Source organism: Pseudozobellia sp. WGM2, assembly GCF_017810075.1.
GTDB lineage: Bacteria > Bacteroidota > Bacteroidia > Flavobacteriales > Flavobacteriaceae > JADNYK01.
Window position 1 is genome coordinate 57,625 of record NZ_JADNYK010000007.1, and the last position, 22,523, is coordinate 80,147.

At 39.4% G+C, this 22,523-nt stretch carries 14 protein-coding genes; all 14 read right to left on the bottom strand.

The features are described 5' to 3' along the window. Positions 1–10: 10 nt before the first annotated feature. Positions 11–1,147: a FecR family protein gene (locus IV512_RS15600; protein WP_209405006.1), complete on the bottom strand. Its 1,137-nt coding sequence runs from the start codon at positions 1,145–1,147 to the stop codon at positions 11–13. A gap of 118 nt (positions 1,148–1,265) precedes the next feature. Beyond that, positions 1,266–1,829 (bottom strand): RNA polymerase sigma factor, encoded by a 564-nt coding sequence (locus tag IV512_RS15605; RefSeq protein ID WP_209405008.1) that lies wholly within the window; start codon positions 1,827–1,829, stop codon positions 1,266–1,268. A 440-nt stretch (positions 1,830–2,269) separates the two neighbouring features. Continuing rightward, positions 2,270–4,108 (bottom strand): glycoside hydrolase family 13 protein, encoded by a 1,839-nt coding sequence (locus IV512_RS15610; protein ID WP_209405010.1) that lies wholly within the window; start codon positions 4,106–4,108, stop codon positions 2,270–2,272. Positions 4,109–4,219: 111 nt separating this feature from the next. After that, positions 4,220–6,127: a helix-turn-helix domain-containing protein gene (locus tag IV512_RS15615; protein ID WP_209405012.1), complete on the bottom strand. Its 1,908-nt coding sequence runs from the start codon at positions 6,125–6,127 to the stop codon at positions 4,220–4,222. 268 nt (positions 6,128–6,395) lie between these two features. Continuing rightward, the gene (locus IV512_RS15620; protein WP_209405014.1) at positions 6,396–8,684 is read right to left on the bottom strand and encodes an alpha-amylase domain-containing protein; all 2,289 of its coding nucleotides are present in this window, start codon (positions 8,682–8,684) and stop codon (positions 6,396–6,398) included. 11 nt (positions 8,685–8,695) lie between these two features. Continuing rightward, positions 8,696–10,009 carry a SusF/SusE family outer membrane protein gene (locus tag IV512_RS15625; protein WP_209405016.1) on the bottom strand — a complete coding sequence of 438 codons (1,314 nt, stop codon included), beginning with the start codon at positions 10,007–10,009 and terminating at the stop codon, positions 8,696–8,698. A gap of 12 nt (positions 10,010–10,021) precedes the next feature. Beyond that, the gene (locus tag IV512_RS15630; RefSeq protein WP_209405018.1) at positions 10,022–11,581 is read right to left on the bottom strand and encodes a RagB/SusD family nutrient uptake outer membrane protein; all 1,560 of its coding nucleotides are present in this window, start codon (positions 11,579–11,581) and stop codon (positions 10,022–10,024) included. A gap of 11 nt (positions 11,582–11,592) precedes the next feature. Next, positions 11,593–14,577 (bottom strand): TonB-dependent receptor, encoded by a 2,985-nt coding sequence (locus tag IV512_RS15635; RefSeq protein ID WP_209405020.1) that lies wholly within the window; start codon positions 14,575–14,577, stop codon positions 11,593–11,595. Between the two features lie 433 nt (positions 14,578–15,010). Next, positions 15,011–16,618, bottom strand: coding sequence for a beta-N-acetylhexosaminidase (locus tag IV512_RS15640; RefSeq protein WP_209405022.1), 1,608 nt, complete (start codon positions 16,616–16,618; stop codon positions 15,011–15,013). 35 nt (positions 16,619–16,653) lie between these two features. Beyond that, the gene (locus tag IV512_RS15645; protein WP_209405024.1) at positions 16,654–17,799 is read right to left on the bottom strand and encodes an N-acetylglucosamine-6-phosphate deacetylase; all 1,146 of its coding nucleotides are present in this window, start codon (positions 17,797–17,799) and stop codon (positions 16,654–16,656) included. 4 nt (positions 17,800–17,803) lie between these two features. Beyond that, positions 17,804–19,282 (bottom strand): sodium:solute symporter family protein, encoded by a 1,479-nt coding sequence (locus IV512_RS15650; RefSeq protein WP_209405026.1) that lies wholly within the window; start codon positions 19,280–19,282, stop codon positions 17,804–17,806. A gap of 48 nt (positions 19,283–19,330) precedes the next feature. Further along, positions 19,331–20,893, bottom strand: a complete 1,563-nt coding sequence (locus IV512_RS15655; protein WP_209405028.1) for a family 20 glycosylhydrolase — start codon at positions 20,891–20,893, stop codon at positions 19,331–19,333. A 21-nt stretch (positions 20,894–20,914) separates the two neighbouring features. After that, on the bottom strand, positions 20,915–21,700 hold the full coding sequence (locus tag IV512_RS15660) for a 6-phosphogluconolactonase (protein ID WP_209405030.1): 786 nt from the start codon (positions 21,698–21,700) through the stop codon (positions 20,915–20,917). 63 nt (positions 21,701–21,763) lie between these two features. Next, entirely contained in the window at positions 21,764–22,504 is a 741-nt protein-coding gene (locus IV512_RS15665; RefSeq protein WP_209405032.1) for a family 16 glycosylhydrolase, read from the bottom strand. Positions 22,505–22,523: the final 19 nt, after the last annotated feature.

Genomic DNA, 22,523 nt, shown 5'->3' on the forward strand with positions numbered 1-22,523 from the left:
TTGTTTTATCCTATTTCACGGTTATTGTTTTTTGGTTTATTTCGAAATTTATTTCGTTCGTTTGCCGTATGATGTCTAGAATATCCTCGATAGCCGTAGCCCTTCTAAAAACACCGTTGAACGCAATGTGCTTCAAATCCTTATCTTGAAATTTCACTTCAAAGTCATACCAACGGGAGAGTACTTTCATAATATCTTCCAATGATTTGTTTTTAAAGCTGAAATAACCATTTTTCCAAGAGGTTTCATTATCGACGTCTGCCGGTGTTATGCGCAGTTCTGAAGTTTTAAGATCCAACTTTGATTGAAACCCTGGTTCAAGATTCAGAGATTTGCCGGCATTGTCAATTTTGACCTTGCCTTCGACCAAAGTGGTGGCAACATGATCTTCACCTTCATAAGCCTTTACGTTAAATTGGGTGCCCAAAACCTCGACCTCATGCTCCCCTGTCATCACAATAAAATTAGCTCCATTATGTTCTTCACTGGGGGACACCTCAAAATAAGCTTCCCCGTAGACCAACTCTACCTTTCTAGATTCCCCCGGAATGAATTCTACAGGATATTTTAAACGGGTTTCGGCATTCACCCAAACTTTAGTACCATCTGCAAGTACCACATAAAACTGGCCTCCCCTAGGTATATCCAGAATATTTTGTGCAATTGTCTTCTTATTTGAAGTTGCGTCATATATCAGGTGCTTTCCGTCACTAGACACATTTCCTGCACTAAATTGTTGCCCTTCTTCCAACGTAACTTTAGAACCATCTTCTAGCGTTAGGGTCGCCTTGTCCGTTCCTACTTCAATTTTATCTTCCTTAGGTGTTGAAACTATGGGCGGAGTACGGTCTAAATATATTTCAGCATTTCTATTCAAAAGCCAAAGAGAAGTAATCGCAAGAAATACGGTTATAGCTGCGGCATACTTTAAGTAGCCGGCTTTGCTTGATTTATTATTGATTTTATAAAAAACTTTCGCCCATGCATTCCTCGTTTCTACTCGTTTTGGAGTGTTTTCGTATTGCTGTTTAACTCTATGGAAATATGCTTTATGCTCGGGAGATTCATTATACCAACTATTGAAAGTATCGGTTTCAGATTCATTTAACGTATTGTTTAATTTCTTGATAATGAGCTTAAATTCCATAATAAAAAATGGTTGCCTTTTTAAAACAAGACAACCATATATTCAAAATGGGTGATAAAAAATTATCAAAATGATAAAATTTTAGTCTTTATAATATAAATATCACGGCACTTACAAGTTAGTACCAGAGGAATAGAAGCATGGTTAGTATGAGTTCGGAAAATTTGGCCTTTGCCCTTCGAAGTTGTGTCTTTACCGTATTAACCGATATGTTTAGTTCATCAGCAATTTCTTGATAGGCATAATCGCTTTGGAAGCGTAATTCTACAACGGCCTTCATTTTTGTGGGCAACTCGTCAATCACCTTCAAAACTTGGTTGTAGAGCAATTGTTTATGGTCTTCGCCGGCCAATTCCATATCCATACCAACCTCGGCTACTGCCGGAATTTCCAGCACTTTGGACTGATCACTAATATTAAATTTCTTAAGGTGGTTCAAACAAGCATTGCGCACCATTGCAAAAAGGTAAGATTTGAGATTAATATCGATGGTAATTTTATGAGACCTCTCCCAAAGACGCACAAAAACTTCTTGAACTATATCTTCACTAGAAGACTTTTCATAAAGGTAGGAATGGGCATAAATTACAAGCTCTGTATACGTAGCATCAAAAAGCTCTTTAAAAGCCAGATGATTGCCATTACGTATTTCTACAAAATTGATTTCTGCCCCCCTTAACATGAATAGTAGTTTGGTTCCTTTATTGTAATTATAGGGCTGCATTTTCACACTAGACCATAGTTGCCATACAAACACCTGCTAAACAAGATGAAGATGAGCTTTTAAAAGCTTATTTTACATTTTCATCTAACCAAGTATAATTTTTTTTGCTTTGAAGAGCATCCTGTACTATGCTGCTCTGAGGCGATGGCCCCATTTCTAAATTAGAAGAAATACCAAAAAAACAGGATTTACTTTTCTTAAGTGTTCAAGAAGGATAAAGTATTATTTTCGTTTAAAATTATAAAGCGCTTGGCAAATTATTCGAACACAATTTACCAAGTGAACATACCTGTAGCAGAAAAAGAAGTACGATTCTTGTGGAAACTGGTAAAGCAATAGTTTCATATAATGAGCAAAATATCTCAATCGCTAAACACAATTATATACTACAATAATCTTCACTCCACTTCGATGACCATAGCTGTTTTACCAGTAATTTTTAAGCTATCCACAGCCTTATATATCTTTCCCGTTAAAACATCCTTCCCTGAAAGATTGTCCTTGAGCACTTCTTTATACTCATTCAGGTCAATACTCTTGGCTTTTTCAGCCTTGTTTAAAATTACCATTACCTTTTCACTCTCGGTATACCTAAAGAAAACATAGGTATTATTCTGAGGAGCAAAATGAATAAGTTTTCCGTTGTGAACGGCCTTATTTCCTTTTCGCCAATTGAAAAGTTTAGCCAGATAATTCTTCGTTTCTAACTGCGCCTCGGTAAGACCTTCTCCCGTAAAAGAATTTACTTTATCGTTTGGCCAGCCCCCTGGAAAATCAGATCGGATGACGCCGTGATCTTCTGTACCCCTATTCTGCATTAAAACTTCTGTACCGTAATAGATTTGAGGTATGCCCCGTACGGTTGCAATATATGTCAAAGCAAGTTTCAATAGTTCTTTATCTTGGTTTAACTGAGTGAAGATTCGACTCATATCATGGTTATCGGGAAATATTACCAAATTTTGAGGGTTGGGGTATAAATAATCTTGTGCGAGTTCTTCATAAACCGCATTCCACGAATCAGAATCATTCAATGAATTGACCAGAGCATTTTGCAAAGGAAAATCCATTAGGCTTTTTAATTCCGATGTATAGCCGTTCGAATTTTGCTTTCCCTTCTGCCAATAAGAAACTATAGTGGGTCGCAATACCCACTCCTCGCCGACTATATTGAAGTTTGGATATTCTTTCATCACCGCCTTCGTCCAATCATTCATAAAGTACATATCGGGGTAAGGGTAAGTATCCATTCGTATGCCTGAAATACCGGAAAACTCTATCCACCAAAGTGTATTCTGTATCAGATATTTTGAAAGAGATTTGTTTCGTTGATTCAAATCTGGCATTGTCGGTACAAACCAACCATCAAAAAACGCTTTCTTATCTTTTTCAGTGGCATATGGGTCTAGTATCACCGTCTTTTTATGATTGGTCTGGGTATATGTATCCCATTGGTTGATCCAATCTTTAGAGGGCAAATCATTCATCCACCAATGATTTAAGCCCGAATGGTTCGCAATCATGTCCATAATTACTTTCATGCCTTTTTCAGCAGCTTTTTCGCACATCGCTTTAAAAGATGCGTTGCTACCATAACGGGGGTCAACTTTGTAAAAGTCTGTAATCGCATAGCCGTGATAACTATAGTCTGGCATATCGTTTTCTAAAATAGGGTTGGTCCAGATGGCCGTAAAACCCAATTCTTTTATGTAATCTAAATTTTCTACGATTCCTGCTACATCGCCCCCATGCCTACCTGCTTTTTCTTTTCTATTCGGTAGTTCTTTCAAGCCCTCTACAGCATCGTTGGTAACATCGCCGTTTACAAAACGGTCAGGAGTTATTAAGTAGATGGCATCAGAAGAATCAAAGCCTTCGATGTACCTTCTATTTGCTTTTCTTTGATTAATAGGATAGGAATAGGTAAAAGGTTTCGAGCTTGGTTTTTTAAACTGTAATTTAAGTTCACCAGGCTGTGCATTATTTGATATATGAAGGGTCAAAAATAGATAGTTGAAATTTTCAACAGTTTTAATACTTTTAAGGGTTACGGCATTTTCATCTTTTAAACTCACTTCATAGCTGGCAATATCTTTTCCGTAGACTAGTAACTCAACGGTATTGTGTTCCATACCGACCCACCAATTGGGTGGTTCTACTCGTGTTATAGGGTTTTGCGCCCAAATTTGTGTAAAGCAAAGTGATAAAAGTAGCATAAAGCCAGTTGCAATTTTCATAGTTTAGAGTATTGAGTTGCGACTAAACTAGTTGGAAATCTGCCCTGGTTCGACTTAAATTATAATTTGATCTATATATTTAATGTTATGCCACTCTTTTAAGCCTTTTGACTAGCTCTCTCTCAAATCATTGAAATATTCTCTGGGAGATTTATTGGTAACCTTTTTAAACGAACGGTTAAAAGATGATTTGGAATTAAAGCCTACCGCCAAAGCTATGGCCAAGAAAGTCTGGTTCTTGTATTTCTCTTCTTGCGCCCTTTCTATAAAATCTTGAATTCTATAATGGTTTACAAAATCTCTGAAATTTTTAGTGTAGCCTGCATTGATGGTCTTAGATAAGGTGTGCACATTAGTTTCCATTTTTTCGGCCAGTTCGGGTAAGCTTAGCTGCGGATTCAGGTATACCTGATCTTGTGTCATCATTACGTGCAATGCCTCTTTCAACTCTTCCAATTCATTAGTATCGATTTGCGGGCGGTCTACTTCCGATTTTTCCTCTTCTTCTTCTATAGTGGCCATTCTAAAAATTTCCGGTTGCTTTATAGCAAAATATCCAAGCAAGTAGACCACAACCGAAAAAACAATCCATATAACATCAATCAACAAATTCACAGTATGGTTTACCGGATTAGCACTATATGTACCATAAACATCGACAACAACAATAACCGACCATAGCACAAGACACACCCCAAGTACCATCATTATAATATTCAAGTACTTGATATTTTGGTCAGTGGAATAATTAAGTTCTATATTTTCAAAATATCTTTTGATTATCGCCTTGATCCTAAACCAATACCAAATATTGAACACCAAAGCCACCAGTACGATTACTTCATAAATAGCATATGGGGGCGAGTCTAAAGATTGAAATAAATTTTGCTCGATAAATGTATGCGTAGGTTTAAAGGAAAAGCTGATGTAAATGACCACTTGAACCAAAAAAGGCACGAAATGCGGCCAAAAGGTCAGAAATGACTTTTTACTATGATGTAATAACCTTTTAATATAAATGAGCAAAATTGGCCCGTACAAGAAAAATATAAAATCGGTCAGCAGCGACAGCCTTGGATAATCAGTATAAATTATACGATCATAGATGACTACTCTAGCTATTAAGGTCAACGAGATAATAAAAATGAGAACACTCAGGGCCTGATTTGCCCATTTGTTATTGTTCTTATTTGAATTAATAATGAATATGAGAAAAAACCCTTGTAAAGCGGTAAGTACTAAAAGCAGGGTATAGGGGTTAAAAATACCATAAGATTGGTCTTCCCAATAAGTTATCGAATTTTTTATAGGTTGGTTTCGATTGATTTCTCTACTGCTCAATAAACGATTGGGCCTAGGCCTGCCATAACTGTTTCCCTCAACCGTAAGCCAATTGCCCCGTGTAAATTTATATTCAAGCGGTTCTTCAAAAACAGGAACCTCAACTTGATAGGTTTCGTCGGCAAGCTGCTTCATTTTGTAGCGTTGATCACCCGGTACCCAACCATTAAAATTACCGCATACATAGAATGAAGAATTAGGCGGGGTGTTTCTAGGTATATCGCTCAGTACAATCGCAATCTTTTTCTGTTCGGATTGAAGATCTAAAATGTCTGACCAACCCGCCACCTGTAAGACCAATGTTTCTTCTGCAGTACTGTTAAAGGAGTGTTTTCTTACCATTAACGGTGTTCCGTCTTTTTGAACTTCTACGGTTGACCAACTGCCGCGGGTAATTTTATAAGATATCCAAGAGCCATTGAAGAACTTGTTTCTCAACTCGTAAGTTCCATCAATTTTTCTCACAAACCTGTAGTTTATATCTGCAGGATCCCAATTATTGAAAGTGCCTGTTAAATAAAGCTCATCTGAAGTATGGGTATCTTCTGGCACATAGTCTAATACAAAACTGGTCTGGGCCAACGAGCCGCTGGCATATAGACAGAGTATGACAACCAAAAAAAATCTGAAATTATTGACTTTTGTAAAAATTTGCCCAAGCAGCTTATTAAAACTCATATCACCTAAAACATTTGATGACCGGTTCATCGAACACAGGCCAACCAAGACAAAACTACTAAGAACCTACTGTTCGAAAGAAACAATTAAATTCTTTATTGTTGTTATCACTAAAATTCTACCTAGTCATTGACACTCAGCTCTTTTGGAAAAGAGATTCTATATTCACAAGAAACTTAACCCGAGATTATATTTTGAGAATTATATAATGAGAAAGGGCCACCAAATGGCAACCCTTACTACTAAATAAACCAACTAAACCAACATTTTAATTGCTATTGATACTATATATATTTCTCACCACATCTAAAGTAATCGTATAATTTCCCGCTGTTGTAATCATTATATTATCACCATCTTGTTCTAACGAACTACCTGCACCGGCATCACCTAAGTTAACATTCCACGCATCATTAAACCTAAATTTCATTTCCCCGGGCACCAAATCAATAGTTATAGTCCATACCTCATTGGTCATATCATACCCCATATCAGTATCTGGGTCGTCCCCACCGTTTGGTGTTGCAGAGCCAATTATACCCCAATTGCCAAGGTTAAATGTCTTGTTGGTCACGTCTAAATCTATCTGATAACTACCTGCGGTCACAGCAATGTTATCTCCTCCATCACTTAAATCACCTTCGGCACCGGTACCGCCAAGGTTTATATCCCATCCGTTATTGGCTCTGAACTTTAATTCCCCATCGGTCAGATTGGTAGTAATCGTCCATACATTTCTGTCAAAATCATAGTTCATATCGGTATCTGGGTCATCCCATCCATTTGGTGTTCCTGACCCGATGATGGCCCATGTATTGGCAGACCAGGTATTATTCACCAAATCAACATTAATTTCATAGTCCAAAGGACCGGGCAGTACCACACTATTACCAGGAGCTGCAAGCACACCAGCTGTGCCTTCACCCTCATCGCCGTAAATACCATTGTTCCAATTTGGAGCATCAGTAAATTTAAATTCATTTATTTCGCCTGTAAGACTTACATGACCTTTATAGGTGCCCGCTAAATTCGGAGTTTCAAACGCATCTAGTTTTGGTGCGGTATTAGGATCCCAGCCTTGGTGACCTCCAGGTACATACAATATGTCAGAAAAAGCCACTTGCTCATCGTCGGTAGCCGCCCAAATAGTATAACCCATTGCCGGTGCTTTTAAAACTACTAATCCGTTCGCATCAGAATTTTGAAAAAGGTTATACTTTTCTGTATAATCTTTAATATTTGAACTGTTCCAATGGGTTTGAACTTCTCGAGAGACTTCTTGATCGGTCAAATTAATGTAAAGAACCAAACCGGGTTTTTCATCGTCTCCGCCTCTAGTAGCTATAAATTCTTGATTGTTTACAAAGTTTACCGACCAATCTCCTGCTGCTAGTTGCGAACGAATCTGAATCAGTTGATTGATTTTTTCTTTTTGCTCATCGCCGCTATCTTCATAATGGGAATAAAACACACAAGGATATCCTGGAGCACTCATAATATAAGCATAGGCATGCGTCTCAAATTCATTAGGGAATTCGTTACTACCATCTCTTGATTCCGTATCATGATTGCCAACAAAAGTGACTGCCTTTTCCGGCATGGTCGATAGTAAACTTGGCTTTGTCAATTCATTTAAGTTTCCATTTAAAAATGCATTGCGCATATTAAAGAAGTTGGGAAAATCGAACGCATTAGCCCCTGAGGCTTCTACCCACGGACCGACAACATCTGTAACGTTTCCATCAAAATTCTCACCAACGCTATACCCCCCTACGCTACCAATCCATTGTTTAACCACATCCGGAGAAAAACCTTTTACATAATCGAATCGCCACCCATCAATATTAAGCGTATTCATGTAAAAACTGGCTACTGATTCTTCAGAACGCCATAACCAATCTATCACATAATCATTCTTCAAGTCTAAATCGGGAAAGCCGCCAAACCTACCTTCATCCTCTAGATTCTCCGCGTTGGGCAAATAATTTAGCCAAGTTCTGTTGAAAAGACCGGAAGCCGGCTCGAACAGGGTATAAGTTTCTATCTGCCTAAACTCATTGTATTCTAACGCACCCCCAGAATTGTGATTGATCACTATATCTGCAATCACCGCAATATCATTCTCATGCGCCGTACCTATCATTTTCTCTAATTCTTCTCGATTACCGAAGCGCGTCTCTACAGTACCATGCTGTTGAAAGTCGCCAAAATCAAAATAATCTGCCGGATCGTAGCCCATGGAAAAACCACCGCTTTGTCCTTTGGAGATTGGGGGAATCCATATAGCATCGACCCCATTTGCGGCCCAACTATCTAGTTTAGATTCGATATTGTTCCACCAAATGCCTCCTTCTGTAACATCCCAATAGAAGGCTTGCATCATTACACCGCTACCGGGCAAAAGCACATTTGCTCTAGCCTGTGCCGAGCCGGTAGGAGAATCTTCCGCATTATTGCTTTGCGAGACTCTAAGAGGAGTAAAATCATCATTGGTACAGGCCGTAATTAGCATGATCAACGACCCTAGACCCAGTTTTATATAGTTATATATTTTCATGTTCATCTTGTTTATTCAATAGTGTAGGTTGGATTTTCGGTATCTGCCAAGAATAACGTAATGGTATAAATACCGGCACTAACGGGAATATTAGCGCCTTCAACTTCAAGCGTACCATCTTCCCCATCATCACCATAATTAAAATCCCACGCATTGTTGGTTCTAAACTTGATTTCACCATCTAACAGCTCTACCTTCTTCAAGACCCATACACCCTCGTTCGCATAATCTGGTGTGAACTGTAAATTCGGACCATCCCATCCATTCGGTGCGGCATCTCCTGCCAGACCCCAAATGTCAATAGGCTCAATGGTATATAACCTGTTATTAAAATCAACTGAAACCAAATAGTTTCCTGCTTCAACGGCAATATTACCTCCGTCTTGCTCCAAAATACCATCTGATTCGGCATCGCCATAGCCTATTGTCCATTCATTGTTCTGCCTAAATTTTATTTCACCTGTGTTCAATGTTATTGTCGCCCTCCATTGATCAGAGGTAGGATCGTAAGATAACGGCACGTCGGGGCCATCCCAACCATTAGGTGTAGCATCACCCACTATACCCCAAGTGAAGGGTTCAATGGAATAGGAAAAATCATTTAAACTGAATATTATTTTATAGGTACCCGCAGTTACCACGATGTTATCACCACCTTCGTCTATAGAACCATCTGCACCGGTATCACCGTAGTTCACCGCCCAATCATTATCTTGACGTATTTTTAGTTCACCATCAACAAGGGTAGCATAAGCAACAAATTCATTAGCTACAGCCGTGCTGTATACCGGAATATCCGGCCCATCCCAGCCATTCGGTGCGGCAGACCCAACCAGACCCCAAGGTGAGTTTAAATCAAAAGTAGTTGCGTAAGCTGTAATGGTCAGCGATTGAACCTCAGAAGTGGTGACGACCTCTTTACCTAATACAGCTTCTACCCAAATGTTGATTTGGTTCTCCAACCCTGAAAGGGCACCGGCATCATTCAAAGCTTCATTCAATTCTTCTGCGACAAAATCTTTCGTAAGATTATTACCAACGCTTACTGTTTTTGGTGTCGCTTCAGAGGCTCCTTCTACCCCCAAAACCACATTATAGGTTGGCACTGCGCCTTCAAAACCAAAATCTGGTACGGTCCAATTTAAAGATAGTACGGTCTCTCCTATTATATCTCGTGACAATACCAACGCATCTGAAGAAGACAGGGTCAGTTGGGTACTGGTCATATCACTGACCTTTATATTCTCATCATCATCGCTACAACTCCCCAGTAAAAAGGCCATTGCTACGAAAAAGGAATAGATGTATATTAAATTTTTCTTCATCTCTTTAATTTTTTAGTTGGTATAGCCAGGGTTTTGTTCAAGCAATGGGTTCGCCTGCAAGGCTTCCAATGGAAACGGGAATAAATTATAATGTTCGGGGATTGCGGTGCCTTCTAGAACATTACCCTTCCAAGGCCATAAATACCCACCCCCTGTGAAGCGGTTGAAGCGAATTAAGTCTTGTCGTCTATGTCCTTCATAATACAATTCTCTTGCTCTTTCATCAATTAGAAATTGTTCGGTAATGTCAGCCTCTACGATATTTCCACTCGTATCACCAAATGCCCTTTGCCTCAATGCATTTATATAATCTACCGCCTGCGTTGCAGAACCGCCTCCACCTCTAAAGAAGGCCTCGGCATACATTAAATAAGCATCAGACAACCTAAACAAGGGAATATCTGTATCTGAAAAGTTGCTTTCACCAGAATTGCCGGTAGCATATTGATTTTGAAACTTAATGGTGGGGTAGCCGTTTTCCCAGGTTCTATAATCGGTCATTTCATAGGTATGGCCTTCTGTCCAAAATAGGGCACGACCATCGTTCGTAGTTTCCAAATCACCAAACAAACCATAGACAGCAGGGGTACAACGGTGACCGAACCAGCTTTCAGAATTTCCGAATTCAGAGATGGGCATGGTGGTATCTCCCAAACTACCATTTGTGAGGTATGTTGATGTACCAAAACTCTGTACTGAATTTCTATCTGCTACGATCGGAAAAATTATTTCGGTAGAAGTGTGGTTATCACCTTGAAAAATAGATTGATAGTCGTCATCTAGGGTAAAAGAAGATTCAGCTATAACTTTTTCACTATAGGTTAACGCATCTGCATATCTACCCGTACCTGTATAAACCTCAGCATTCAAATAAATTTTTGCCAGAAGAAAATGAACAGCGGCCTTGTTTGCCCTACCATATTCGTTTACGGCAATAATCGATTCTTCAATTGCCAAGAGTTCACTTTCTATAAATTCAAATACCTCTGTACGTGTATTTTTAGGTCTACGAACACCCGTTACGCCATCATCTTCGGTTACGATGACCACACCCCCGAACATATCCATCAAATAATAGTAGTACAAGGCCCTTAAAAAACGGGCTTCCGCTACAAACAGTTCTGCTTCTGGCTCATCGGCTTTTTGCACATCCAATATAAAATTGTTGGTCTGTGCAATATTGAAATAGCTTCTGTTGTAGAGATAACCGAAAAACTTGTTGGTCGGTGACCAATCAGATGCCGTTGTCAAAGGATCCAACCCTCCATCACCCCATCTATTTTTAGCAATATCGGTAGTTAGTTCTTGCATGTTCCACATGCTTCTAAAGAAAACCGTTTCCCCAGGGTCATCACCTGCAATATCAGCCTGTTGATTATCACCACCGGGTATTCCAATACCATGTAGAGCTAGGCCTCCGTATAATTTTCCTAGAATTCCTAAGGTTGCGTTAGGGTCAGAATCCAAAAGATTGTCTAGACTTTGCTCAATTCTAGGTTCTGTATCTAAATCGTCAGTACAACTTACTAGTAGTGTTACAGCAAGTATGGTAAATAATATATTTTTTATCATCGCAGTATTTTTTAAAAATCAAGGTTGAGACCCATTGTAAATGTTCGTGGACGAGCATATGGTGATGCCTCAATTCCGTCAAAATTCTCAGGGTCTAACCCATCATAATCGGTAATTACGAACACATTGTTTGCCGAACTATAGATTCGCAATCCGATTTTTTTATTATCAAAAGGTTTTAGATTGTAGCCAAGGGTAATGTTATCCAATCGTAAAAAGGAAGCATCAGAAAGATAGAAATCTGATAACGCCTGCAAATCTGAAGGAATATTAGGGAACCCATTATATTGAGTTCCGTCATACAAATTCAAGGCATTGTTTATAAAACCTGTGTCGGTAAGTGGTATTACCGATTCGGCAAAACCTCTATTCAAAAGGTTACCATTGTATACTTCACCTCCTATTTGCCCCCTAAAATTAGCGGTCAAATCTAGGTTCTTGTATTGCATATAGGTTCCAAAACCATAGGTCCATTTGGGCTCAAAAGGAATAAAAATGCGATCCCTATCTGAAATGACACCATCTCCATTTTGATCCACAAAGGCATCTTCTATGGGCGAACCATCGGCACCGTATACTTGCTCGTACAGCCAGAAAGTTCTATTTCTTTCACCTACGGCGGTCTGCCCTATATTCACGCCGGTACCACGACCTATTCCTCCTCCGCTCGAAAACTGGGTAATGTTGTCTAAATCTTTAATATAAGTCTCATTGAAAGCGACATTACCGTTAAATTCTAAATTGAAAATCTCAGTTTGTACGGGTCTAAATTGCAAAGCGGTCTCAAAACCTTTACTCTCAGTTTCACCAACATTACTAACAAAACGATTTCGCAATGCACCTTCCGATTGTGGTACCTCAGCCAATAGATCGGTCGTATTTCTAGTATAGGCATCAATTGTTCCACTTAGAATATTAGAGAATAAATCAAAGTCGATACCAATGTTGTAGGTCGATGTCTTTTCCCATGTTAAATCTGGATTAAAAGCATTAGCTCTATAGGTAGTAACGGTTCGGTCTCCGAAAATATAACTTACAGTTGGGTCGCCATCATCGTATAATGCTGTATTCGGATAAAAACCTACCGGACCCGTAATATCTTGTTGGCCGGTAAGGCCCCAACCAACCCTTAATTTTAATTGGCTTAACCATTCAGCATCTTTCAGAAAATCTTCACTATCAAGTTTCCAAGCGAACGCCGCTGCTGGAAAATATCCCCAGCGCTGGTCTTTAGCAAATAACGAAGAACCATCTGCCCTTAAAGACGCTGTTAACAAGTACCGATCAAAAAAGTTAAGGTTGGTTCGTGCGAAATACGATTGTAGATTAAGTTCTGTATAATATTTAAATGGTTGTTGTGGCTCTCTAAAACCATTCTCGGTAGTTGTTGGGTAGGTTATACCCTGTGTGGTAAAATTTTGATATGCATAACCAGCTTGAACATCGATTTTTCGAAGTGGTCCATCCCAGAATTTCACATAGGACAAATACGCGTCTAATAAATGATCTCTTTTAATCTGATCTTCGCTGTAGTTTTCACTGAAATTGTTGAAAATCGGAAGACCTTCGAAAATACTGTACGAAGCCACTGCCCCCGGCAAAAAATATTCGTTAATAGTTGATTCAGAGTAATCGATACCGGTGTTGACAACCGCGGTTAAATCTTCAAAACCGTGAATTTTATATCGCAGTTCCATATTTCCGATAAATCGGTCGGCATCTTCATTACGTTCTCTCTGTTTTAGCAAAGCAAGCGGATTAGAAGGCCCAACGATACCTCTGTCATCGGTCAGTTGATAAAAGCCGCCGAAAATACCTCCTTCAGGATCATAAACGGGCAGTGTCGGATTCGCGGTTAAGGCACTACCAATAGCCCCACTATCTGGTTGGTCTTTCTCTGTAGCAATTCCTTTGGCATTGATAGTCAACTTTAAGTGCTGATCAAAGAAATCAGGAGAAATGTTCAACGATGCGGTATACCTATTAAGCTGAGATTCTTTAAGAATACCGTTTATCTCTGAATGGCCAAAAGAGGCCCTAATCGGTATTTTATTAAACAGATTGCCCCTTGCCGTTAAGTTGTTGTTCAGCGTATAGGAAGTTCTATAGATTTCTTCTTGCCAGTTGGTATCGTAAATCGTACCGTTGAGACCTAGAAGGTTCGAACTATCAGGGTAGGTGTTCTGAATAAAATTTACATACTCAGAAGATTCAAAAATATCTATCTTTCTACTTAAGGTACCCACCTGAACATTTGATGAAAAATTAAACTGCGGAGCACCTTTCGTACCAGATTTGGTCGTAATGATAATTACTCCGTTAGATGCCCTAGAACCATAAATAGCGGTAGAAGACGCATCTTTTAGAACAGAAAACGATTCAATATCGTTCGGATTGATAAGAGTTAAGGGGTTTGCTTGCCCCGCGGGATTCTGGTTAGACAACGGCACACCGTCAATTACTATAAGCGGACTATTATTAGCATTCAATGATGAGCCCCCACGAATTCTAATGTTGATTCCTGCATCTGGGTCACCTCCGTTATTCACCACACGCACACCGGCAGACTTGCCCGTTATCATCTGATCCGCCGTAGTAATAGCACCTTTATTCAGTTCTTCGGATGTTAATAACTGCACGGAACCTGTGGCATCTTTTTTGGTGGTAGAACCATACCCAATAATCACTACTTCATCTAGCTGAGCTACATCATTCTGTAGCGTCACATCAATCGTGTTTGAGGTAACCTCTCTTTCTACTGATTTTAAACCGATGTATGAAAAAACCAAGACGCTACCCATATCGGCTTCAATGGAGTATTTGCCATCAAAATCAGTGGTGACACCGGTAGTTGTTCCTTTAATGATGATTGTTGCCCCTGGCAAGGGACTTTCGGTTTCGCCATCAGTGACTGTTCCTGTAATGTTACTTTGTGCCAAAACAAAAAATGGTGCACATAGTGACATCAGGAAAATCATCGAAATTTTCTTTCGCATAAGTGAGTTGAGTTTAAGTTAGTTTAAGGGTTGAGCACCCTCTCATTTACCTACTAAAACTACTTTATGCCAACCTCTCATTCGCTTCATTTTATAAAATGACCTAAAATTGAGGTTGACACTTGGCCTAAAAAGATTAACCATATTCAAAAGAGACATACTCAAAAACCTAAAAAACAATCATTTATATATTTTTTAGAACTAATTCAAAGAAGCAAAATCTAAATACTATTGAAGGCTATTAAAATTGAAGTACGACACTTAAAAGCGAATATCAATATAGATTTATCAATCAAATAGGTTTAATTTTTTAATTTGAAAATAAAATCAGTCTAAAAAAATAGATTTCAAAAAGTAACTACACAAGAAATGCATATTTAACCCTTCAAATAAATGCACATTCACTAAGATTGTTATATAAGATGTCGAACCATTACTGGTTCTCGTAGAATTCGATACCCTCTAATTTCCAAATGGTCTTTAATTCGGCCAAGGCTTTTTGAAAATCGACAAAACTCTTTTGCTTTAATACCGTCCACCCTACTTCGGAATATGCAGCCAACCTCGGGAAGATTTGTTTTTCCATACTCTGAACCGTAGGTACCCATTCACTCCACATTTGAGTACCTAAACCCTTGATTTTTGAGTGGTATTGCTCCTCTAATCCTTCTGGCACCGGGTCGAATGCGTATGACTTTTCAAGTGGTAAGCGTTTATAGGTGTAATCAAGATACGTATCCCAATGGTTAGAATTGACCACATCATACCCGTCTTCAACAGCTCTATTCACTAGCTCTAAATCTCCTTTCCAAAAATGAACAATGGCAGAAGGGGCTAATTTCTCGGATGCATTTACAGCAGTATGGCCCCGATCTTCATGAACATTGTGACCCATAATCTCGTTCCAGCCCATCATTCGTTTTCCGGCCTCATCAATATAATTCGAGATATCATTTGTAAAACTGATCTGTAGATCCATCGGTGACTGTAAATCCTTATCCTTCATGAAAGAGACCATCGATTTGTTTTTTAACCACGGTTCAAAATTTACTTCATCTCCTCCGATATGGATCACTGAGCCCGGAAAAAGTTTCATAACCTCATCTAAAACATCTTTTAAAAACCGTACTACTTTCGGATTTGTGATGTCAAAAGAATCATCCATTTTACCAAAAGTTTCAGAAACTTCTTTCGTTGTACCCAAAGTACCTAACCAATTATATGAAGCGACTGCCGCCATTGCATGACCGGGCATTTCAATTTCAGGAACTATCGTAATATGCCTTTTTTTTGCATAATCGATGATTTCTCGAATTTCCTTTTGGGTATAATACCCACCATGTGGTTCGCCTGTTCTTAAATCGCTTTTTCTTGCTGTCTGGGTATCGTTTCTTTTAGAACCGATTTCAGTCAGTTTCGGGTATTTTTTAATTTCTATACGCCACCCTTGATCGTCGGTCAAGTGCCAGTGAAAAATATTCATTTTCACTAAAGCCATTTGGTCCAAGAGCTTTTTTACCGTTGCCGTACCCTTAAAATGTCGAGATTCATCTAACATAAAAGTGCGCCATGAAAAACGTGGTCGATCTACAATCTTTAGCTTCGGTAGTATTACCGGATTTTTACTTTCGCCAAACTCAAATTCGGGTGGCAAAAGCTGTCTAAATGTTTGAATGCCATAAAAAATTCCGGAAGCATCGGCAGCTTCAATTAAAATACCGTCATCGTCAATATTCATGGTATACCCCTCTTCACCCAACTCATCGAACAACGAAACGTCGATTATTAATTCTATATCACCTCGATTCTTACGAATTTTTGGTGCCACGCCAAATCCACTTTTTAAGACCTCTGCCAAGTGCAATGCTTCGCTCTTCAGTTCATTCGATGCATTTATGGTGACATTTTTTGAAATCTCATAAGACCCTTCGTTAAAGCTAATTGAATTAGGTCTAGGAACCACGTGAACCTCTTGTGCATGGACCGGATGGAAGGCCGAAAAGAGGAGAAAAAAGAGAAATACAGTATGAACTAACTTCATGAATTATTTTTTTGAAATATTATTTTGAATACTACCTATCTGGTGAAGACAAGTTGCCCAGATTTAAAGGTTTTGATTACGCTTAGCCCCGATTTTCCCTTTTCGAAAACCACGATATCTGTCGGACTCTTTGAGTTTAATTTCTGAAGAGTGCCAGACATTAGCTCCATAGGTTTTAAACTTGCCATATCTATAGCGGTCGGCAGATTGGCCAAATCAGATTTCATCATGTGGTTGACACACCCTAAAAGTGATTGGGCGGAGCCGGCCAACAATTCGGGCGAACGCTTCATAAAAAGACGCCCCTCTGTGCTGAGTTCAATGTCGCCACCAATGTGAGAACTGTAGGTGCCAGCTGATAGACCCGCAAATTTTGTACTATCGCTTACCAAGATGCTGGTATTCGGTTTGACCTTGGTGAAAACTTTGATAACGGATTCCGGAAGATGAAAACCATCGGCAATCAAAGATATCCACAGTTCGTCTGAGGCCAGTTGCTCCCAAATATAATTGGGGTGTCGAGGTAAACTAAGGTGAGCGGCATTACCCAAGTGCGTAGACATTTTAGCGCCCGCCTTTACCGCTTCCTGAATTTTTTCCGGACTGGCAGCTGTATGCCCTAAAGAAACAAGAACTCCCACTTCCGCACATCTACCAATAAACTCAACAGCCCCGGGCAGCTCTGGGGCCAAAGTGATTTTTTTAATGCGATTTCCCGAACGCTCTTGCCATTCACTGAAAAGTTGCCAATCGGGATTCTGTATATGCTCCATTGGATGTGCCCCTCTTGGTCCATCTTCTTTAGAAAGAAAAGGCCCTTCGAGATGTATACCCAATATCGATTTACCTACTAGAACCTTCTTATCACAAGCTTGCACTATGGCATCAATAGCACTTTCTATTTTGGCTGAAGAGTTGGTTATCAGTGTCGGCAGAAATGCTGTAACACCTTCTTCCCATAAAAATTGTGTGATTTGAATTACTTCATCTTCGGTCAATTCTCCGCTATTCAAATCGATTCCTTTAAAACCGTTAACTTGAAGATCTACCAAACCGGGAGCAATGATTTGAGAACTGTTTTCTGAAGGATGCCCGACAATTTGAGAAATCAAATTATCTACTATCTGTACTTCGATAGAGTCACCCGTTTTATAATTCGCTCCCTTTATAGTGGTAGTCATAATTTTATGTCTTTGGATTTTGGTCTAAGTTCAAATGAAGTTCTTTCACAACTTCGGGTACCGGATTTCGGTTAAAAAGGCCATAAATCACGTAAAGAAAAAAGGAAACCAGGGTAGGCCCGCCAATTTCGAGGGCAAAAACATCTATAGGAAAAATTTTAAGCGCTATAAAAGTTAACAATCCTCCCACAATCGAGATAAGGGCAGCTCGCCCGTCGCTTTTGGCAAAGGCAGGTACAAGACCCAATATCATCGGTATCGAGATGGGGCCGAGCAATGCCGCGAACCAACTTACTATGAGTCCGAAAACACCACCAAAATGACTCGCGTTCAAGGCGGTTATGATTGTACATATCGTAAAACAAAAGGTGGTTATACGTGCCAACCGTAATCGCCTAACGTCGTCATATTCCTTAATTTTTGGGTTGAGTACTGGTAAAATATCCCTACTGATTACGGCGGAAACCGTATTCGAATCAGAAGCCGTCATCGAAAGTGTATTCGCAAATAGGGAGGCCAGAACCAAACCGACCAAACCTGAGGGTAAAAATTCTTTGACCAACATACCATAAGATAAAGTGGGGTCTGCCATATTTTCAAAAAACAGGGGTGATGCGAACATGGGATAAAACAGGATCAGGGGCCAAATAAAATAGAGAATGGATGAGAGTATCGCAGCCTTTTTGGCAACTTCACCCGAACCGGATGAAATGAATCGAGTAGCCAAATTCCAAGTTCCGCCACTATAACTGAAAAAGTTTATGATCAATATAACTATTACAAAACCCAGTGTATAGGGCTCATTAAAAAGTTGTGAATGTTCTTGTGGTAATCTATCCCATAGGGTAAAGATGCCATTGACACCATCACCCAACTTCATTAAAATCATAACGAACATGGTCATACCGGCAAGAAGCTGAACAATGAACTGCCCGAAGTCGTTCCACACATCGGCCCATAATCCACCAATAGTAATGTAAATCAAAGAAATAACCCCGACCAAGATAATACCAAAAGTTAAAGAGGTACCACTGAACACATTGAGCAATACTGCTATTGCGGCCAACTTTCCACCGGTATCAAAAACCTTAATCAACGCTCCGGCCCAAGCAATCAATTGTTGGGTCTGTAAATTGTACCGTTTTAATAAATATTCTGTAGGGGATTGAATTCCAGAAAAAATTCTGAGTCGTGACCAGCGAGGGGCAATAAAGAATGCCGCCATCAATGTTGCCAAAGCCACGGTAAAGGCCCACCAAACATAAAGGCTAAAGCCATGGGTGTAGGCAATACCCGCATAGGCAACGAAAACTGCACCACTATACCCAGAAACATGGTGCGATATACCTGATAGCCACCATGGCAACTTACCTCCGGCTGTATAGAAATCGGCCGAACTTTTTACCCGAAAATAGGCCCAAAGACCAATACCAAGAAGCATTAGAAAATAAAGAGATAGAACAAACCAATCGAGTAACTGCATTTATTAAAAAGGTATTTCGGTTAATTTTTGATGGCTACTGCGCCAGAATTACTTCACTTTTGCCAGGCGATTGTACAGAACCTTTACTTGTTGCACCCGAAGTTCGTTCTGTTCTTGTAGTTCGGTTTCGTATAGAAACCCACTATTTAAAGCAGTAAATCGTTTGTTTAAACTTTCAGCTTCGGCTAAAATTTCATCCAATTTTTTTAGTAGTTCAGGAGTTTGTTCTATAGAAAAATCTTTGTGATTGTATTCGGCTTCTACCCCTTTAAATTTCAAGTAGTGCATTCTTAAGTCGACCATAAGTTTGTAATGTTCGAATTCAGACACATTATCTTTTGGTTCAATTTCTTTGATAGCTTTTCTTATGCCTTCATAATTCGAATACATCTCGTCGATATCTGCACTCCAAACCGGCTTTCCATTTTTTATCAACTCAGGCTTGGCCGAGAAAAACTTCCAGAGTGTTTCTCTTTGTTCTTTGTTTAACCCAAAGCGATTTTTACCGTATTGCGCAACAAACGACTTGGCATCAATCGGTTTCTTCTGCTTTAGGGCTTCGGCGTAACTAGCTATTAGAATTCTAAAGCCCGACATGGGGTAGGTGTTTCTTATTTGAACCATCCCCATTACATCATAATCGACATCCCAAGTAAAACCGTACACGCCTGAAGTTGACCATGAAGTCATGACCAAGCCCTCATAACCTGCTTTTCTAGCATAGGGTATAAATTCTTCTTGATTCTTAAAATGGGTCGGCCAATTTGTAACGTACCAATTGTCAGGATGTGAACGAATCGCAGGCGAACCCCAAAATGTAAATCCTTTTTCCTGTAACCCGGGAACATCACCGAAGTGGTTTATTTTCCAGCCGTAGTTCCAATCGACAAAAATGGTTTCCTTTGGCAATTCAGATGCCGCTTCAGGATGTTTGAGAATAATGTCTGCCCACATTACCGGTTTTTTATCAAGATCTATCACCAACTCAGTAATCATTTTCATATGATCAACGAACAACTTAGACTTACTCGACTCTTCTACCTTTTTTTGACATTTAGAACAATGACCTAATAGGTAAGTCTCATCACCTCCTATATGTATGTAGTCGGAATTATGGGTATTGGCCAAATCAGTGAACAGATCCGTGAACAGTTCTTTGCTGGCTTCAGACTCCATAGGGCAAAGCTGACTGATATCTTTTCTATCTTCCTTTAAAAGACTATATCTAGAATTTCTAAGTATATACTCGACATGCCCCAAACTCTGCTGCAAGGGTATCACCTTGATGCCCAAACTTTCACAATAGGTGATAAATTCATCAACTTCTTCACGTGAATACGAATACTTGTTCGATATGGCTGGATGCTTTTCAAAGGGATAAGTTCCTTCCCACTCCATTACCAAAGTATTGAGTCCAAAATCAGAAAGCTGTTTTGCGAACTCTTTAAGTGCTTCTGGGGTCATTACCTGTATGCGAAGGTCGATATGAAAACCCTTTACCTCGAAGTCTGTACTATCTTCCACAGCATTTTCTTGAGCCTGCATTGCCGCGGGCATATTAAGAAATAAAACGAGGACAAAAATTATTCTATACACTCTTTTTAAAATCATATGGATGTTTTTTGTAGTATCTTAAATAGACACCTGCTTTACCTTTTGATAAGCTTTTTCGTCAAAATAGAAAGTGCAATCAGGGTGCGATGTCAATATGGAAGCAGGGCATGATTCCGAAATATTGCCAGTTAATGTATTCTTGACGGCTTCACTCTTGGTTGTACCCAATACAACGCAGAACAACTTCTTACCTCCTGTCAAGGCAGGAATAGTTAAAGTCAACGCACTTTTAGGCACTTTATTCAGTTCAGAAAAGCACTTATCGTTCACCTGTTGAATTCTACATTCTTTATCGAGCTCAACAACTTTTATCGTTTCAGGGTCATTAAAATCAGCAACCGGAGGGTCGTTAAAAGCAATGTGACCGTTCTCGCCAATACCCAAACAAACAATATCGATGGGTGCTTCGTTAATCAATTTGGTATATTCTGCCATTTGCTGATCAATATCGCCTTTAGTATTCAAGACATGATATGCCTTTAAAGGTACTTTTGAAAAAAGATTGGCTTTCAAATATTCAGCAAAATGCTGTTCAGCTCCAACAGGAAGCCCGATATACTCATCCATATGAAAGGCCACGATCTTCGTCCAATCGATAATAGTAGATTTTGCTATATAATCTAGCATGGCCGTTTGAGAAGGTGCTGCTGCAAATATGATACGTATCGTATCTTGTTTACCTTGAATTTTAGAAATATATTCTTCTATATCCTTTCCCGCTGCCTCACCAGCTAATTTTCCGGTAGCCTTGACATTAATAATGTTCTGGTTTTGTTCCATTTTTTTAATTGTACGGTGAGTCATCCTCACCATTTTATTTTTCCTTACCTCAGCACAAAGCAATACAATACGCTGATTCACATAAATTTATAAAATTTCAATTCGGTCGATAATAATTTCATCTTCTATATTTTGAAGTGGAGGTTTGCCCCTGAAAAGCCATAAATTGATTTTTAGTCGCTCTTCGTTATCGGGTGGTATATCATCCCCTTCGTATATCCACGAATGATTTAATGCAGCTACATCGGTGGTATGCCCAGCAAAACTGCCAAACTTGATACTTTCAGGTTTCCAGTCAATAAAATGAGTCGACAGGTCATTTTGAAGATTCAAATCAAAGCGATATTTGTTGGTTGATCTAGCGGAAGGTTGAACTGCAAATTGAGCATTTCTATTTTCTTTTACCGCCCAGCGTGAAAATTCAATATCAATTTCTTCTTGGTCATTGTTATAGATAAAAACTCCGGCGACCACATTATCATCTAATTGATCGACCCTACTAGAAATGTACACCACGTAACGATTAAAACCATAAGAGCGATGTAGGGCCAGCCCGGCGCAATGCCAAACCCCATTTTGATTGGTGATTTTCAAATGCAACCTACCTTGATCATCTACCCAAACATTTTGTTCTGAGTCTGAGAAAATATTTGGCCCCGGCCCTTCTTTAGCTTCTTCGGAATTTCGTACCACCCAATCAAAACCGGAAAATGAAATTACCCTATTCGCATCTGGCACTATAGGTTCCGATTCGTCTTCAGATTGACTGCAAGCCAAAAAGTTGCTAAAAATCAACATCAACAAGACATTGCCCATAGTTTTTCTCATACCAACTATTTTACCTCTG

Coding starts and splice junctions, on each gene's coding strand:
- IV512_RS15600 (WP_209405006.1), bottom strand. CDS start 1,147: ATGGAATTTAAGCTCATTATCAAGAAATTAAACAATACGTTAAATGAA.
- IV512_RS15605 (WP_209405008.1), bottom strand. CDS start 1,829: ATGTTAAGGGGGGCAGAAATCAATTTTGTAGAAATACGTAATGGCAAT.
- IV512_RS15610 (WP_209405010.1), bottom strand. CDS start 4,108: ATGAAAATTGCAACTGGCTTTATGCTACTTTTATCACTTTGCTTTACA.
- IV512_RS15615 (WP_209405012.1), bottom strand. CDS start 6,127: ATGAGTTTTAATAAGCTGCTTGGGCAAATTTTTACAAAAGTCAATAAT.
- IV512_RS15620 (WP_209405014.1), bottom strand. CDS start 8,684: ATGAAAATATATAACTATATAAAACTGGGTCTAGGGTCGTTGATCATG.
- IV512_RS15625 (WP_209405016.1), bottom strand. CDS start 10,009: ATGAAGAAAAATTTAATATACATCTATTCCTTTTTCGTAGCAATGGCC.
- IV512_RS15630 (WP_209405018.1), bottom strand. CDS start 11,581: ATGATAAAAAATATATTATTTACCATACTTGCTGTAACACTACTAGTA.
- IV512_RS15635 (WP_209405020.1), bottom strand. CDS start 14,577: ATGCGAAAGAAAATTTCGATGATTTTCCTGATGTCACTATGTGCACCA.
- IV512_RS15640 (WP_209405022.1), bottom strand. CDS start 16,618: ATGAAGTTAGTTCATACTGTATTTCTCTTTTTTCTCCTCTTTTCGGCC.
- IV512_RS15645 (WP_209405024.1), bottom strand. CDS start 17,799: ATGACTACCACTATAAAGGGAGCGAATTATAAAACGGGTGACTCTATC.
- IV512_RS15650 (WP_209405026.1), bottom strand. CDS start 19,282: ATGCAGTTACTCGATTGGTTTGTTCTATCTCTTTATTTTCTAATGCTT.
- IV512_RS15655 (WP_209405028.1), bottom strand. CDS start 20,893: ATGATTTTAAAAAGAGTGTATAGAATAATTTTTGTCCTCGTTTTATTT.
- IV512_RS15660 (WP_209405030.1), bottom strand. CDS start 21,700: ATGACTCACCGTACAATTAAAAAAATGGAACAAAACCAGAACATTATT.
- IV512_RS15665 (WP_209405032.1), bottom strand. CDS start 22,504: ATGAGAAAAACTATGGGCAATGTCTTGTTGATGTTGATTTTTAGCAAC.